The organism is Azospirillum formosense (genome assembly GCF_040500525.1).
Classification (GTDB): domain Bacteria; phylum Pseudomonadota; class Alphaproteobacteria; order Azospirillales; family Azospirillaceae; genus Azospirillum; species Azospirillum formosense_A.
The window spans coordinates 2238497-2254282 of sequence record NZ_CP159402.1 but is presented as its reverse complement, the minus strand read 5'-3'; the positions used below and the strand labels follow the sequence as shown (position 1 = coordinate 2254282).

The following is a 15786-nucleotide window of genomic DNA, read 5'->3' as shown; positions in this document are numbered from 1 at the left end:
GAAGGATCGTCCAAAGCCGGTGATATCAGGCGCGCTGCATCTTCTGGACTTTGCGCAGGATCATGTTGCGCTTCAGCATCGACAGGTAGTCGACGAACAGCACGCCGTTCAGATGGTCGATCTCGTGTTGGATGCAGGTCGCCAGCATGCCGTCGGCCTCGATCTCGCGGGTCTCGTTGTTCTCGTCCAGATAGCGGACGCGGACCGACGACGGGCGGGTGACCTCGGCGTACTGGTCGGGCACCGACAGGCAGCCCTCCTCGCACACCGACGTCTCGTCCGACTTCCAGACGATTTCCGGGTTGGCGAGGCGGATGGGGTTCGGCTTCTCGTCCTTGTCGTGCACGTCCACGACGATCACCCGCTCCAGGATGCCGATCTGCGGCGCGGCGAGGCCGATGCCCTTCGCGGCGTACATGGTCTCGACCATGTCGTCCATCAGCTTGGCGATGCGGGCGTCGACCTTGTCGACGGGCTTCGCCTTCTGCTTCAGGACGGGGTGCGGGGCGACGAGGATATCGAGAACGGCCATGGGAACTCAGCAACGGTGCGTGGAGGTGCGACAATCCGTCAAAATATGGGGGGCGGGCCACGAGGTCAAGGAAGGCGCAAGGCGCAACCCGCGGTGACCCGCCAATCCCATCGGGGCCGATCCCATCGGGACGGCCATGCCTCAGAGGGGCGAGCGGGTGATCGACTTGATGGGACCGCGGGGATTGCCGGACATCTCGGCGATCTTGCGGTCCTGCTCCTCGATGAAGCCGCGGGCCGGCTCGTCGCCGTCCAGCCCGCCCACCAGCGTGCCGGGGACCTTGCGGTTGGAGGTGCGGGCGCCGTCTTCGTACAGCACGTCGAACAGCACGAAGGCGCTGTCCACCGGTTGCTTCTTCTTGGTCTTGGCCATGGGGGGAAACTCCGAACGTCAGGGGGGTGCTTGTAGAGGAAAAGCGCGCAACGGAAAAGGGCACCGGTTTCCCGGTGCCCCCTCCGATGCCGTGCCGTGAGACGTGGCTCAGACGGCCTTCAGGTTCTCCGCCGAGGTCTTGCCGCGCTTCGGATCGCGCTGCTCCTCGTAGGACACCTTCTGGCCTTCATTCAGGCTGCGCAGGCCCGCGCGCTCGACCGCGGAGATGTGGACGAAGACGTCCGCGCCACCGTTGTCCGGCTGAATGAAGCCATAACCTTTGGTGCTGTTGAACCACTTGACGGTACCGACGGGCATGATTGCTCTCCGTTTCGTATGAAAGGCGCCGCATCGGCCGGTGCGGCGCATCAGACTGTGTCCAGGCATAGCGACGATCTGGGCACCCGAAGGCGTAGCAGGCCGGCAGTCCGAAGCAGAATGACAGGAGGGAAATTGGGACCGCTCCCCTCCTTTGCAAGGCGAAACAAGACGGGCAAATCTGGGTTGCGGACTTCGGCCCTACGCCCTGGCTGCCGCTCGCAGTTCCGCCGCTCTCAATTCCGCGGCCCTCAATTCCGTTGCCCGAGGCTCGGCCGCGCGAAGCTCCGGCGCCTGGAGCGGGCGCGGGGCGTGGTCCAGCGGTTCCAGCAGGGGAATCTCCTCGGCGCTGTCCGGGGTGGCGTGCAGGTCGCGGAAGCGGCGGGCGGTGACCAGAACGCGGGACTCCAGGCTGCCGACCGCCCCGTTGTAGCATCCCACGGCCTTGTCGAGCTGCACGCCCAGCCGTTCCATGTGGCCGCCCAAATCGTGCAGGCGCTTGTAAAGCTCGGCGCCCAGCGCGCTGATCTCGCGGGCGCTGTCGGTCAGCCGCTCCTGGCGCCAGCCGTAGGCGACGGCGCGCAGCAACGCGATCAGCGTCGTCGGGGTGGCCAGGATCACGCGGTGGTCAATGCCCGCCTCGATCAGCGCCGGGTCGTGCTCCAGAGCCGCGGAAAAGAAATTCTCGCCGGGCAGGAACAGCACGACGAATTCCGGCGAATCGGCGAACTGGTCCCAATAGGCCTTGGTGCCGAGCTGCTTCATATGCTCCCGCACATGGCGGGCATGGCGTGACAACCCGTCGCGACGGGCGCCGTCGTCCGCCGCCTGCACCCCGTCGAGATAGCCCTCCAGCGGCGTCTTGGCGTCCACCACGATGGTCTTGCCGCCGGGCAGCTTGACCACGAGGTCGGGGCGCAGCCGCCCGCCGGCGGCCTCCACGCTCATCTGCTCCACGAAGTCGCAGTGGTCGAGCATCCCGGCCATCTCGCAGACCCGGCGGAGCTGGATCTCGCCCCAGCGCCCGCGCGCCACCGGGCTGCGCAGGGCGCGGACGAGGTTGCCCGTCTCGGCGCGGAGCTGGGCCTGGGTCTCCACCAGCGACAGCACCTGCTGCTTCAGCCCCTCGTAGGCGCCGGCGCGGCTGCGTTCCATCTCCTGGATCTGGCCGTCCATGCGCTCCAGCGACTGGCGGACCGGGGCGACGATGTCGGCGATGGCGGTCTGCCGCTTCTCCAAGTCGCCGCGCGCCTGCTCCTGGAAGGTCGCCAGCGTCTCCTTGGCGAGGTCGAGGAAGCTCTGGTTGTTGGAGCGCAGGGCCTCCGCCGACAGGGCCTTGAAGCTGTCGGACAGGGTGGCCTGCGCGCGCTCCAGAAGGGCCAGCTTCTCCGCCGCCGACGCGCGTTCGCGGGCCAGGGTGGTGGACAGCTCCGCCTGCCGTTCGCGGGCGGCGGACAGCTCGCCGGTCAGCCGGGCGATCTGGTGGTCGCGGGCCTCCACCTCCTCCCGCAGGTCGCCCTCGATCCGCTCCGCGACGTCGAGCCGGGTGACCAGTTCGGCGTGGACGGCGGCGGCCTCCGCCTCGGCGCGTGCGGCATAGAGGCGCACGATCATGCCGGCGAGGATCGCCCCGAGAAGGGCGCCGGCCAGGCCGCCGAGAGCCACCGACTGTGCGTCGAACGCGAACTGCATGAAATTCCCCGAAGATCGCTACAAATGGCGAGACCACAGGCGAGACTACAGGAACGAATCAGGAAAGAGAACGGGCAATGAACAAAGAAGAACCCTCTTCGCGGCTTCGTTCCGCTTGCGCTGCGCGTCGGTGAAGCGGACTTGCCCGCCGTCCCCGTCTGCGCCATATCCGACGGATGCCCGACGATCCGTCCGCCCCCTCCGGCTCCCCGCACGGTCCCCTCAAGGGGCCCCGCGTCCGCACCATCCCGCCCGGCGAGGACCGCGAGCGGCTGACCTGTCCGGACTGCGGCTACATCGCCTACCAGAACCCGCTGATCGTCGTGGGTTCGGTGGCGACCTGGGAGGACCGCATCCTGCTGTGCCGCCGCGCCATCGAACCGCGCAAGGGCTACTGGACGCTGCCCGCCGGCTTCATGGAGGAGCGGGAAAGCACCATGGAGGGTGCCGCCCGCGAGGCGTGGGAGGAGGCGCGGGCTAAAATCGCCATCGACTCGCTGCTGGCCGTCTACGACATCCCGCGCATCAGCCAGGTGCAGCTGATCTTCCGCGCCCGCCTGCTGTCGCCGGACGTGTCCGCCGGGCCGGAAAGCCAGGAGGTCGGTCTGTTCCGCTGGGAGGAGATCCCGTGGGACGATCTGGCCTTCCCGACCGTCCAGTGGGCCCTGCGCGAACACCGGTCGCGTCTGGGCCGCCAGGACTTCGCCCCGGCGGTGAACCCCACGCCGGACGTGCTGGCGCAGTGGGAGCGGATGCTCTAGCCCCCGATCACTCCACCGCGGGGGAGGCGGGGAACTTCGCCACCAGCTCCGCCGTGCCCTGGTCGCGCTTCACGGTCAGCGGCAGCCACGTGCCGGGGGCTTGGCGCTGCACCACCGCCGTCAGGTCGGAGGCCTCGCGCACCGGCGACCCCGCCGCCGCGACGACGAGGTCTCCCGCCGTCAGGCCGGCGGCGGCGGCGACGCTGCCTTCGGTGACGGAGCGCACGCGCACCCCCTCCGGTCCCGGCTCCAGCATCACACCCAGCCGGGGGCGGGGCGTCTCGGCCGGCGCCTCGCTCTCGCCCAGCCCATAGACGGCGTCGGCGATCCGCCCGTCCAGCTCGGCGCAGGGCCGGTCCTCGTCCCAGGGCAGCAAGACGACGCTGTTCCGGACGCCCAGATCGGCCAGCTGGTGGGGAACGCCGTCGCGCCCTTCGATGTGCCCTTGGCCCAGGATGGCGACGACGGTGCGGCCGGTCCGGCGGTGGGTGTCGGCGATGCGCTCGGCCATGGCGCGGTCCCAGACCGATTGCGCCTCGACGAAGCGCTCGAAGCTGCCGGAGCGGCGCTCGGTCGGGCCGTGGGCGGCCATCGCTTGGCGCAGACGCTCGGTGTAGGAGGCTGGGGGAGGGGCCGGGTCGCCCACGCCTTCCCGCTCGCCGGCGGGAACGGCGGCCCAGCCCTCGCGCGCGGTGCGGCTGACCAGCCCGCGGTCGACGTTCAGCGCGACCACCGGCAACCGGTTCATCCGGGCGAAATGCAGGATCGGCAGGTAGAAGCGCGCGTCGTAGCCCCAGACCTTCGGCCAGTTGGTCTCGCGCAGCAGCTCCGCCTCGGTCAGTTGCCCGGCGCTCCAGCGGTCCAGGACCGGCTGGACGCTGCGCGGGAACATCTCCATGCCGACCGCCAGATCGGGATTCAGCGCGTGCAGGGCCGCCAGGCTGTGAAGCTGCCAGCGGTGGTGGTCGGGGTTGTCGTGCCGTTCCCCCAGCAACACGGCGGGCGATGCCGCGGCGCGGCGCAGCAGGTCGGCGGCGTTCAGCGGACGGGCGGCGGCGTCGGCCCAGCCGCCGGGCGGCACGCAGGCGTCGGTCTGGGCGGCGGCCTGCGCCGCATCCTTGTCGCCCAGTCCGGCCAGCAGGCCGCCGGAGAGCAGAAGGACGGCCATCAAACGGGGGAGCACGTCGGCGGTCCTCCTGGACGGGGTGAAACGGTTGGACGCAGGCTGAAGGTTGGGCGGTGCAGCGCTCCCGTCAACGGCGCGTGGTCTGACCGGCGACGGCCGCGCTGGCGCGGTGCGGCGAAGCGGGGTATCCTTGGACATCATGCCGCACCGTAAAACCGTCATTCTGACCGGCGCGAGCCGGGGCATCGGCCACGCCACCGTGCAGCGCTTCAGCGCCGAGGGCTGGCGGGTCATTTCCTGTTCCCGCGAGGAGGTGCCGGACCATTGCCGGCGCGATCCGAACTGGACCCACCACATCCCCACGGACCTGTCCGATCCGGACAGCCGCGCCCGCTTCCTGGAGGAGGCCAACCGGGCGTTGGACGGGGCGCCGCTGCACGCGTTGATCAACAACGCCGGCATCTCGCCCAAGACGCCGATCAAGGAGCGTCTCGGCTGCCTGAACGGGGCCATCGAAGGCTGGCACCGGGTGTTCGAGCTGAATTTCTTCGCCCCGCTGGTGCTGGCCCGCGGCTTCGCGGCGCCGCTGTCGCGGGCGAAGGGGGCGATCGTCAACGTGACCTCGATCGCCGGCCATTCGGTGCACCCCTTCGCCGGGTCGGCCTATTCGACCTCCAAGGCGGCGCTGTCCGGTTTGACCCGCGAGATGGCCGTGGAGTTCGCCGAGATCGGCGTGCGCGTCAACGCCGTGGCGCCGGGCGAGATCGAGACCGCTATGACCGGCCCCGAATACGACGTGCTGATCCCGCGCATTCCGCTGAAGCGGATGGGCACGCCGGAGGATGTGGCGGCGGTGATCTTCTACCTGTGCGGTCCCGACTCGGGCTACGTCACCGGAACGGAGATGTTCATCACCGGTGGGCAGCACCTGTATTGACGCAGGGGGCGGTTGCCCGTTGGGTGTGAGGCGCTGGGCGGACAAGATTCACACGGATTTCGCGGATCTTGTCACGGATTACACGGATTTTTTTCTGATGCTTGCTCGGTAAGGGCTTTTCGAGACGCTTCTGCTGAGCAAGATCAAAGGAAAATCCGTGTAATCCGTGAAAATATTTTTGCCCGCAACGGTGTTCAGCCACCTCAGCCGAGGTTGTGCTTGGCCACCACCGCCGCGAAGTCGTCCCCGAAATGCTCGCCGACGCGGATGACCGAGACGCCGTGCGGGATTTCCTTGAGCGCCGGGTTGTCCAGGCTCATCGAGGTTAGCAAGGCCATCGGCACGTTGTGGGTGACGCTCATCGCGCGCAGGCCGCGGATCAGATCGAGGCCGGACAGGCCGTCCATGACCATCGACGCGATCAGCATGTCCGGCGGGACGCGCACGGCGAGGCTGATCGACTCGATGGGGTCGCTGACCGTCACGGTGCGGAAGCCGCAGGCCGCCAGTTCGCTGCCCAGCTTCTTGGCGACGACCTTGGACGGGGTGACCAGCATGATCTCGACGTTGCTGATCTGGATGTCGGTGATCTCGAACTGGTAGCGCACCGGAAGGGCGCGGATGATCCGGTTCGTTTCCGCAACCTGCGGCTGCTCGGCGCGGTCCACCAGTTCGGCGATCCGGTCCACGAAGACCTGCGCGTCGTTCAGCTCGCGCGGCTCCAGCCGTTTCAGGCCGGACAGATACTCTTCCAGGCGGTGCGCGACGAGGCTGACGGTCGGGTAGCCGAAGCTGGTGCCCATGCCCTTGAAATTGTGGGCTTCCAGCCGAAGGACGCCGATCACCGCGCTCTGCTCGCGGGTGCCCTTAGCCGCGCCTTCCAGGGCGGCGTTCATCACCTCCAGCCGGTCGCGGGCGTCGTCCATGAATTCGACGCGCAGGCGGTCTTCAAGATCGTCGGGCGACAGGTGGGAAGCCATGGCGGGGGTCCTGACTATGCTTTCGGGTTAGGCATTATGGACCCGAAAGTTACACCAGAACCCTAACGCGAAACAAACGCCCGCATGGAAGGCGGCTAAAACGCCGCGCCGATCACAACCGCGACAGGAGGTTGTTGAACCAGCTTAGCCGTTCCTCAGCCTGGGCGATGTCATGCTCCAGCCAGTCGGCGAAATGGCCGTCGGTTCCCGCGCTCGCCCGCTTCAGGTCACCCAGACGCGCCAGTTCCGTCTCGCACAGGGAGGCGAGATGGTCGATCTGGTCGCGCTGCGACTCGGTGTCCAGCAGATGCAGGAAACGCAGCTTCAGCGCGATGACCAGCTTGTTCAGCCCGTCCGCCGAGGGGGCGCGCACGTTGGCGCGCATCAGCGTGTCGAACTCCGTCCGTCCGGCCTCGGTCGCGCCGAGCAGGGCGTTGTCCTCCATGCCGGTGCCGTCCAGCGCCTCGATCAGCCCCTCATACCGCAGCATCTCCAGCGACGTGCCCATGAGGTCGAGCGACGGGCCGACGATGCGGTCGAGGAAATGGCGGAGCGCGCCGGCCAGTTCGGCGTAACGCTGCGGCCCGTTCTGGATCAGCGTGCCCAGGACGGCGAGGCGCACGGCCTCCTTCGGCATCAGCGAGTTGTCACGGTACATGGCGAACCCCTGGGCGGTGGCTGTCGACGGCTGCGGACCGAACGTTGCGAAACGTTCTCAGCAGCGTCTAAAGGTAAGGCGCTCCGGCCCACAAGTCCAGAGCGCCGATGCCGTTATCGCCGGGAGATCACCGAATCCCCTCCCGCACGCGGGAAAGCGCGCGGGAGGGGGAAGAGAAGGGGTGCCGCCGGACTTTACGCCGCCAGACGCAGGTCCAGGCGGCTCCACACGTCGAGCAGGGCGTCGACGAGACGGGCCATCTCGGCGTCGCTGTGCAGCGGGGTGGGGGTGAAGCGCAGGCGCTCCGCGCCGCGCGGCACGGTCGGGTAGTTGATGGGCTGGACGTAGATGTCGTGGCGTTCCATCAGCTCGTCCGAGGCGCGCTTGCAGCGGTGGGCGTCGCCGACCATCACCGGGACGATGTGGCTGGCCGAGGGCATCACCGGCAGGCCGGCCTCGGCCATCAGGCGCTTCAGCGTCGCCGCGCGCTCCTGGTGCTGGTCGCGCTCCGTCTGGCTGGTCTTCAGGTAGCGGATGCTGGCCAGCGCCCCGGCGGCCAGGACCGGCGACAGGGAGGTGGAGAAGATGAAGCCGGCGGCGAAGCTGCGGATGCAGTCGACCAGCGCGGTGGAGCCGGTGATGTAGCCGCCCTGCACGCCGAACGCCTTGCCCAGCGTGCCCTCGATGATGGTCAGCCGGTCCATGGCGCCGTCGCGCTCGGCCACGCCGCCGCCGCGCGGGCCGTACATGCCGACCGCGTGCACCTCGTCCAGATAGGTCATGGCACCGTGCTTGTCGGCGACGTCGCACAGGTCATGGATCGGGGCGACGTCGCCGTCCATGGAATAGACGCTCTCGAAGGCCACGACCTTCGGGCGGTCCGGGGCGATCTGCGACAGCAGCTCGTCCAGATGCTTGGGGTCGTTGTGGCGGAAGATGTGCTTCTCGGCGCCGCTGTTGCGGATGCCGGTGATCATCGAATTGTGGTTCAGCGCGTCCGACAGGATCACGCAGTTCGGCAGCAGCTTGCCCAGCGTCCCCAGCGTCGCGTCGTTGGACACGTAGCCGGAGGTGAAGAGCAGCGCCGCCTCCTTCTGGTGGAGGTCGGCCAGCTCGCGCTCCAGCAGCACATGGTAGATGTTGGTGCCGGAGATGTTGCGCGTGCCGCCGGCGCCGGCGCCCACGCCGTCGATGGCGTCGTGCATCGCCTTCAGGACGACCGGGTTCTGGCCCATGCCCAGATAGTCGTTGGAGCACCACACGGTGACCTCCCGCTCCTTCCCGGCGGCGTCGCGGAAGGTGGCTTTCGGAAAGTTCCCCGCGTGCCGTTCGAGGTTGGCGAAGACCCGGTAGCGGCCATCCTGCTTCAGGCTGGCGATCTGGGTGCGGAAAAAGCTCTCGTAATCCATCGCGCGTTCCGTTCGCGTTCATCCGAAGGGGCGGGTGCTGTCCGGGCGGTCCAGCCACCGGGCCTAGCACGTTAGGAAGATGGCATGATCGTCGCCGCGTTGCCACCCGGCATTGACCGAAGTCAATAGGTCCGCCCCGCGAGATGGCAATTCTCACCGATCCACCGCCGCGGGACCATTCGACCTATGGATGATCGCGCGGTCGGAGCGTTTCCTGCCCGCTGCCCATCGCGCCGTTGCCGATGCTGGGAAACACCCTTTCGTCCTCCCGTTTCATTGATGATTCAAAGTGATTGCGGATGTTCCCAAGGTATAACGGACCGCAAAGTCTGCCGGCTATGCTGTCCGGATGCGCCGAATACCTTTGTTGAGTTCTTTTACGAACAAGGTGATATGGACGCTCACAAGGGAAGGTGAGAGCATTCACTCAAGACGTTGACGAGGAGTGTTGCGCCATGAATGCCGTTCTGACCTTCGACAGCGCGCGAGGCCGCCGGGTGTCTGGTTCGGAGCTGGGCGGTGGCGCCATCGCCTCCGGCGGGAGCAGGGTCATCCCCTTCCGCCCGGCTTCCGCCGCCGCGGTGTCTCCGGCGCCGTCCCTGCCGCGGCGTCCCGCCGTGCCGTCGCCGGCCCGCGCCGACGGCGCGCCGCCGCCCGCCGGGTCCGCGCCGCCGGCGGCGCGTCTGGCGCGTCTGATCTTCATGGCCAGCGTGGGCGGCTACATGGCCGTGCGCGAGGACACGCTGGTGCAGCTGAACGGGCGCATGGTCTGGCCGACCGCCGATGCGCTGATCCGCGACGCGGAGGCGGCGGGCGTCCCGGTCTCGTCGCACGTCATCAACACCGCCCGCTCCTGAACGCCGCCTCGGAACGAAAAGGGCCGCCCGCGCCGGACGGCGGGGCGGCCCTTCATTGTCGCGGAACCGGCCGTCAGCCGCGCAGGACGGGGATCGCGGCGTCCAGCGCCGTGGTCAGGCGGTCGAACATCAGGTTGATGTCCTCCTCGCCGATGACCAGCGGCGGGCAGACCGCCACGCTGTCGCCCATGGCGCGGATGATCAGGCCGTTCTCCTGGCTCAGCCCGTTCACCACGGCGCCGGCCCGGCCCACCGGATCGAACGGCGTCTTGGTCTCCTTGTCGGCCACCAGCTCGAGGGCGCCGATCAGCCCGACGCCGCGCGCCTCGCCGACCAGCGGGTGGTCGGCCAGGGCCTTCAGCCGGCGCTGGAACAGCGGGGCGACGGCCTGGACATGGCCGACCAGATCCCGCTCCTCGTAGATCTTCAGCGTCTCGATCGCCACCGCCGCCGCCACCGGATGGGCGGAGTAGGTGTAGCCGTGGCCGAAGGTGCCGATCTTCTTGCTCTCCTCGACGCAGGCCCGATAGACCGCGTCCGACACCATCACGGCGGAGATCGGCAGATAGCCGGAGGACAGCTGCTTGGCGCAGGTCACGATGTCCGGCTGCATGCCCATGGTCTGGCTGCCCCAGAAATTGCCGGTGCGCCCGAAGCCGCAGATCACCTCGTCGGCGACCAGGAGGATGTCGTACTTCTTCAGGATCGGCTGGATCTTCGCGAAGTAGGTCGCGGGCGGCACGATGACGCCGCCGGCGCCCATCACCGGCTCGGCGAACATGGCGGCGATGGTCTCCGGCCCCTCGGCCAGGATCAGCGCCTCCAGGCTTTCCGCCAGACGGGTCGCGAAATCCTCCTCGCTCTCGCCCGGCTCGGCGAAGCGGTAGTGGTGCGGACAGTCGGTGTGGTGGATGCGCGCGATCGGCAGGTCGAAGTCGCGGTGGTTGTTCACCAGCCCGGTCAGGCTGGCCGTCGCCACGGTGACGCCGTGATAGGCCTTCACGCGCGACAGGATCTTCTTCTTCTCGGGACGGCCCAGCGCGTTGTTGTAGTACCAGACCAGCTTGACGGCCGTGTCGTTCGCCTCCGACCCGGAGTTGGCGAAGAACACCTTGGACATCGGCACCGGGGCCAGCTTGATCAGCCGCTCGGCCAGATTGATGCCCGGCTCGTGGCTCTTGTGGCCGAAGACGTGGTAAGTCGGCAGCTTGCGCATCTGGCGGGTGGCGGCCTCGACAAGGCGCTCCTCACCCCAGCCCAGCGACACGCACCACAGGCTGGCCAGGCCCTCGATGTATTCCTTGCCGCTGTCGTCGAAGACCCGCACGCCCTCGCCCCGCTCGATGATCAGCGGGCCCTGGGTCTCGTGCGCGTGCAGGTTGGTGTAGGGGTGGAGGAAATACGCCTTGTCGCGGCTGGCGGCGGAGTTTCCTGCGCCAAAATTTTCAGTCGCCGCGACGCCCTGTTCGGTCATGATCTCTATCCCTGTGTTCGCTGCCGGAGTCGGTCGTTGCCGGTGCTGGTCCGCCGCTGTTGAAAATGTTAAACGGCGCTCCCGATCATAGGCATGGTTGGCCCTCCTGACAAAGACGGAGAATCGGGGGGTGGGGCGGGCATTCCCATCCTGCATGGCGCCCGGCCCCGTGGCGCAGGCTCCGGAATTTCGGAAGGAAAGGGGATAGATGATCACCTTGTATGGAATGCCGAGCAGCGCGTCGATGGCGCCGCACATCCTGCTGCGCGAGATCGGGCTGCCTTTCGAACTGGTCCTGCTGGACCGCGCCGCCGCCGCGCACAAGGCGCCGGACTATCTGCGGCTGAACCCCAACGGACGGGTGCCGACGCTGGTCGATGGCGATCTGGTGCTGTTCGAGGCGGCGGCGATCTGCCTGCACCTCGCCGATTCGCACCCGGCCGCCGGGCTGGCCCCCACGCCCGGCACGGCGGAGCGCGCGCGTTTCTACCAGTGGCTGGTTTTCCTGACCAACACCATCCAGGCCGACATGCTGGTCTATTTCTACCCGGAGCGTCACGCCGAAGGGGCGGAGGCGCAGGCCTCGGTCAAGGCGATGGCGGAGGCGCGGCTGCTGGAGCGCTTCACGCTCCTGGACCGCGAACTGGGGGACAAGGCGTGGTTCCTGGGCGACCGCTACAGCGTCGTCGACCCCTACCTGTTCATGCTGGCCCGCTGGACCCGCTTCATGGGCAGCCCGGCGCGCGGCCTGCCCAACCTCGGCCCCTACCTCGCCCGCGTGCTGGATCGCCCCGCGGTCCAGGCGGCGTTCGAAGCCGAAGGGCTCGGCGCCCCTTATTATTGAGTGGAGGAGGAATGCCGCTCCGTCTTGAAAGCGGAGCGGCATCAGCCGCTCAGCGCGGCACCTGCCAGGGAAGATGCTCGGCCCCGACCAGCCGGTCGGCGTCGGCGGCGGGCATCGGGCGGGCGAAATGGTAGCCTTGCCCATAGTCGCAGGCGAGCGCGCGCAGCAGGTTGGCGTCGGCGCTCGTCTCGATGCCCTCGGCGATGACGTCGAAGCCGAGAAGCCGCGCCAGATCCATGATGATGCGGACGATGGCGCGGTTTTCCTCCGACTGGTGCATGGCCATGACGAAGGACCGGTCCACCTTCAGGCTGTCGATGGGTAGCTTGTGCAGGTAGGAGAGCGACGAATAGCCGGTGCCGAAATCGTCGATGGACATCTTGATGCCCAGCCCGCGCAGGGTCTGCAGCAGACGGATCGACTGCTCGGCCTTTTCCATGACCGCGCTTTCGGTGATCTCCAGCTTGATCCAGGACGGCTCGGCCCCGGTCTCGCGCAGCACCTCGCGCACCAGCGCGACCATGTCGGGGTCGTTCAGCTGGCGGGTGGACAGGTTGATGCTCATGAACAGGTTGGCGGAACCGGGCAGGCGCTGGTCCTGCCAGACGGCGATCTGCCGGCACGCCTCGCGCAGCACCCAGGCGCCCAGCGTGACGATCAGGCCGGTGCTCTCGGCGATGGGGATGAAGACGCCGGGCGGGATGTTGCCGCGCTCCGGATGGTTCCAGCGCACCAGCGCCTCGAACCCGGCCAGCCCGCCGGTGACCATCTCGACGATCGGCTGGTAGGCGACCCACAGCTCCTCGCCGCGCTCCAGCGCGCGCCGCAGGTCGTGCTCCAGCCGCACCTGCTCGACGACGCGGGCGTGCATGGCCGGATCGAACCAGGCGTGGCGCCCGCCACCCTGCTCGCGGGCGCGGCCGGTGGCGATCTCCGCGTCGCGCAGCACGTCCTCCGGCCGGGTGTGGGTGTCGCAGGAGGCGGCGACGCCGATGCTGGCCGACAGGAAGACCGAGGCGCCCGACGCCGTCTTGGCGGAGCGGACCAGCGACGCGATGGTGGACAGCCGCTCCTCCACCGCCAGCGGGTCCTGCGTGCCGCCGATCAGCAGCGCGAAGGCGTGGTCGCTGATGCGGGCGATCAGGTCGACCGACCCGGCCCGCACGCTCAGCCGCGTGGCGACGTCGGTCAGGATCTCGTTGGCGAAGCCCTGGCCCAGGCTGGTGCGCACGTCGACGAAGCGGTCGAAGTCCACGATCACCACCGTGAAGGGTTCCCCCATCGCGTGGAAATCGGCCATGTGCTTGACCAGCAGCAGCCGGTTCGCCAGGCCCGTCACCGGGTCGTAGTAGGCCAGCCGGAAGAGGTCGTCCTGGGTGCGCCGCCGCTCCGTCATGTTCTGCATGATGACGAAATAGCCGGCGATGGTGCCGTCCGGGTCGCGGTAGGGCGCGTGCACCCGCATCACATAGTCGTTGCCGCCGTTGGACCGGGGAAGCCAGCCCTCCACCTGCACCGTCTCGCCGTCGAGCGCCCGCTCAACCGCGGCGCTGTTGTTGCGCTGCGTTTCCGGTCCCAGGATGTCGCCCACCGTGGTCCCGATGAGGGTGTCCAGCGTGCGGCCCATGTAATCCAGATACGCCTGGTTGGCGTAGAGGTGCCGCCGCTGCGTGTCGAGCAGGCCGACCATCGCCGGCATGACGTCGAGAAGTTGCCGCAGGGTGTCGAGCGCCGGAGCCCCGGAAACGGTGCCGGACAGGGCTGCGGCAAGCGAGGCGAGATGAGGGTCCGGCTTCATGGGCGGGAATGGTCGAGACACCGTTGGGAAATCCACGATCAACACTTACGCGAAAGAATGCCCGCCCGTCAAAACCAAAGCCGCCGAAGATGGTGGAAAGCATCGCCCCACTATAATTGCCGAACGATCGGGCCAACCATCATACTCGGGTATTCGTGCAAATCACGGTTGATGTTTTGAGGGAGGTTGATTGGATTTGTGGCATTGGCGGTGTTCCGGGCCGGCGGGTCGCGTGGCGATCCGCGCCGGACCACGACAGGTTGCCGGCCCGCCGCCGGCCATTGGAAGGTTGAATCGTAGGCCTGCGACCGCACCGGACGGGCGCGCAGATGCGGCATGCCAGCGTTCTCCATTCTGACCGTCGTCAGAACCGGCCGCCGCAGGCTATAATTTCGACCAATGCGCGAGAAGAGGTGGTGCGCCACGATCACCACCCGCGCGAGCGAGGGAGAATCGCCATGGCACTCAAGGATCTGCTGGTGGTCGTCGACGACACCGCCGCCGCAGCGGCGCGAATCGATGCCGCCGCGCAACTGGCCGCGCGCACCGACGGCCACATCACCGGTCTCTACCCCATCGTGCCGCTGACCCTGCCGGGCTATGTCGAGGCCGAACTGCCGGATGAGGTGCGCGCCATGCAGCGCGGTTTCACCGAGAACCAGGCCGCCAAGGCGGAGGCCCTCTTCACCGACGCGGCGCGCCGCAACGGCCTGACCGACCGCTCGGAATGGCGGGCGCTCTATGGGAATCCGACGGACAGCGCGGCGCTGCACGGGCGCTACGCCGACGTGGTGGTGGTCGGACAGGCCGATCCGCACCGTGATCGCGACCGCCCGATCGCCCTGCCGCAGGATCTGGTGTTCGAATGCGGACGTCCGTTGCTCGTCGTGCCCTACGCCGGCAGCTTCCCCCGCATTGGGGAGCGCGTGCTGGTCGCCTGGAACGGCAGCCGCGAGGCGGCCCGTGCGGTGGCCGACGCCCTGCCCATCCTGACCGCCGCCAAGCGCGTGGTGGTGATGGCCGTCAACCCCAAGGCCGGTCCGGTCGGCATCGGCGACGAGCCTGGAGCGGACATCGCCAAGCACCTGTCGCGCCACGGCTGCCGGGTGGAGGCCACCCACATCGTGACCGACCAGATCGATCCGGGCGACACGCTACTGAACACGGTCGCCGACGAGTCTTGCGATCTGCTGGTCATGGGCGCCTATGGGCGGTCGCGGCTGCGCGAGCAGGTGCTGGGCGGCATGACCCGCTACATGCTGGAGCACATGACGGTTCCGGTCCTGATGAGCCATTGAGGCCATCCGGTCGTCCGGTCGCCTGGGAATAGTCCGGCGGGGCCGCCTGTTCATCCCAGTGTGGCGGCGCCGGGCTTCGGCCGAAGGACTTTGGTCGACGGGCGCCGCCGGACCTGCGAAGGAAGGCCGGCATGAGCGCGCTGATTTCCACGTTCCTCCACCGCATGCGTCCTTCGGGCGCCGCCGCGGTGTTCCGTCCGGCGGCCCGCATGGCGGTGCTGGGCATCGCCGGGGCGCTGGCGCTGGCCGTTCTGCCGACGGCGGCGGACGCGCACGGCCCGCGCGATCGCGGGTCCTGGTATGGCGGTCCTCCCTACGGCGGTCCGTCGGTGATCGTGCCGCCGCCGGGAAGCCGGGTGATCGTCGTGCCCGGCTACCGTCCGCCGCCGCCCATCGTGGTCGCCCCGCCCCCCTATTGGGGGCCGCCGCCCCGTCATCATCACCATCGCGGATGGCGGAACGATTGGGGGCCGCGCCCCTATCCGGGACCAAGCGTGCAGTTCTACGGCGGCTGGTCCGCGGGCCGGGGCTGGTGACGGCCCGGTCCGGTTGAGGCCGGCCGCTCCGGAGGGGACGGGCTTCCCGTGATCGGCACCGCAACGACGCATTCTCGCATGGACATCACCCTGTTGCGCGGCCATGCTCGCCGCGGTGGCGCCTAGTTTCCGGCGCCGCGCCGTGCGTGCATGAGGGTGCGATGTCCTTCTCCAATCAAGAATCATATGTTCGG

Annotated in this window: 16 protein-coding genes; 6 read left to right on the top strand and 10 right to left on the bottom strand. The window is 68.4% G+C overall.

All coding sequences use genetic code 11. The features are described from left to right. Positions 1-25: 25 nt before the first annotated feature. From def to rmuC, 4 genes are all read right to left on the bottom strand, one after another. The gene (gene def / locus ABVN73_RS10775) at positions 26-532 is read right to left on the bottom strand and encodes a peptide deformylase (protein ID WP_353857986.1); all 507 of its coding nucleotides are present in this window, start codon (positions 530-532) and stop codon (positions 26-28) included. 141 nt (positions 533-673) lie between these two features. Continuing rightward, the gene (locus tag ABVN73_RS10770) at positions 674-904 is read right to left on the bottom strand and encodes a hypothetical protein (protein WP_014239339.1); all 231 of its coding nucleotides are present in this window, start codon (positions 902-904) and stop codon (positions 674-676) included. A gap of 108 nt (positions 905-1012) precedes the next feature. Continuing rightward, positions 1013-1222 carry a cold-shock protein gene (locus ABVN73_RS10765; RefSeq protein ID WP_014239340.1) on the bottom strand — a complete coding sequence of 70 codons (210 nt, stop codon included), beginning with the start codon at positions 1220-1222 and terminating at the stop codon, positions 1013-1015. Between the two features lie 201 nt (positions 1223-1423). Beyond that, on the bottom strand, positions 1424-2914 hold the full coding sequence (gene rmuC, locus ABVN73_RS10760) for a DNA recombination protein RmuC (RefSeq protein ID WP_353857985.1): 1491 nt from the start codon (positions 2912-2914) through the stop codon (positions 1424-1426). 176 nt (positions 2915-3090) lie between these two features. Here rmuC and ABVN73_RS10755 point away from each other — a divergent pair, with 176 nt between their 5' ends. Continuing rightward, on the top strand, positions 3091-3675 hold the full coding sequence (locus ABVN73_RS10755; RefSeq protein ID WP_353857984.1) for an NUDIX hydrolase: 585 nt from the start codon (positions 3091-3093) through the stop codon (positions 3673-3675). A gap of 7 nt (positions 3676-3682) precedes the next feature. On the opposite strand, the gene ABVN73_RS10750 is transcribed toward ABVN73_RS10755, so the two are convergent. After that, positions 3683-4858 (bottom strand): ChaN family lipoprotein, encoded by a 1176-nt coding sequence (locus ABVN73_RS10750; protein WP_353857983.1) that lies wholly within the window; start codon positions 4856-4858, stop codon positions 3683-3685. A 142-nt stretch (positions 4859-5000) separates the two neighbouring features. Here ABVN73_RS10750 and ABVN73_RS10745 point away from each other — a divergent pair, with 142 nt between their 5' ends. Next, positions 5001-5738, top strand: coding sequence for an SDR family oxidoreductase (locus tag ABVN73_RS10745; RefSeq protein WP_014239345.1), 738 nt, complete (start codon positions 5001-5003; stop codon positions 5736-5738). A 203-nt stretch (positions 5739-5941) separates the two neighbouring features. Here ABVN73_RS10745 and ABVN73_RS10740 read toward each other — a convergent pair whose 3' ends face one another. From ABVN73_RS10740 to hemA, 3 genes are all read right to left on the bottom strand, one after another. Then, on the bottom strand, positions 5942-6718 hold the full coding sequence (locus ABVN73_RS10740; RefSeq protein WP_353857982.1) for a response regulator: 777 nt from the start codon (positions 6716-6718) through the stop codon (positions 5942-5944). 112 nt (positions 6719-6830) lie between these two features. Further along, positions 6831-7376, bottom strand: a complete 546-nt coding sequence (locus ABVN73_RS10735) for a hypothetical protein (RefSeq protein ID WP_353857981.1) — start codon at positions 7374-7376, stop codon at positions 6831-6833. A gap of 194 nt (positions 7377-7570) precedes the next feature. Beyond that, positions 7571-8785: a 5-aminolevulinate synthase gene (gene hemA / locus ABVN73_RS10730; RefSeq protein WP_353857980.1), complete on the bottom strand. Its 1215-nt coding sequence runs from the start codon at positions 8783-8785 to the stop codon at positions 7571-7573. A gap of 455 nt (positions 8786-9240) precedes the next feature. Here hemA and ABVN73_RS10725 point away from each other — a divergent pair, with 455 nt between their 5' ends. Further along, positions 9241-9642, top strand: coding sequence for a hypothetical protein (locus tag ABVN73_RS10725; RefSeq protein ID WP_353857979.1), 402 nt, complete (start codon positions 9241-9243; stop codon positions 9640-9642). Positions 9643-9715: 73 nt separating this feature from the next. On the opposite strand, the gene ABVN73_RS10720 is transcribed toward ABVN73_RS10725, so the two are convergent. Next, complete coding sequence (locus ABVN73_RS10720; protein ID WP_353857978.1) at positions 9716-11116, bottom strand: aspartate aminotransferase family protein; 1401 nt, start codon at positions 11114-11116, stop codon at positions 9716-9718. A 208-nt stretch (positions 11117-11324) separates the two neighbouring features. On the opposite strand from ABVN73_RS10720, the gene ABVN73_RS10715 reads away from it, so the two are divergent. Next, positions 11325-11960 (top strand): glutathione S-transferase N-terminal domain-containing protein, encoded by a 636-nt coding sequence (locus tag ABVN73_RS10715; RefSeq protein ID WP_353857977.1) that lies wholly within the window; start codon positions 11325-11327, stop codon positions 11958-11960. 49 nt (positions 11961-12009) lie between these two features. On the opposite strand, the gene ABVN73_RS10710 is transcribed toward ABVN73_RS10715, so the two are convergent. Continuing rightward, on the bottom strand, positions 12010-13758 hold the full coding sequence (locus ABVN73_RS10710) for an EAL domain-containing protein (protein ID WP_353857976.1): 1749 nt from the start codon (positions 13756-13758) through the stop codon (positions 12010-12012). Positions 13759-14216: 458 nt separating this feature from the next. On the opposite strand from ABVN73_RS10710, the gene ABVN73_RS10705 reads away from it, so the two are divergent. Both ABVN73_RS10705 and ABVN73_RS10700 read left to right on the top strand, forming a co-directional pair. Continuing rightward, positions 14217-15056 (top strand): universal stress protein, encoded by an 840-nt coding sequence (locus ABVN73_RS10705; RefSeq protein ID WP_353857975.1) that lies wholly within the window; start codon positions 14217-14219, stop codon positions 15054-15056. Between the two features lie 131 nt (positions 15057-15187). Further along, a complete protein-coding gene (locus tag ABVN73_RS10700; RefSeq protein ID WP_353857974.1) occupies positions 15188-15592 on the top strand; it encodes a hypothetical protein in 405 nt (134 codons plus the stop codon). Positions 15593-15786: the final 194 nt, after the last annotated feature.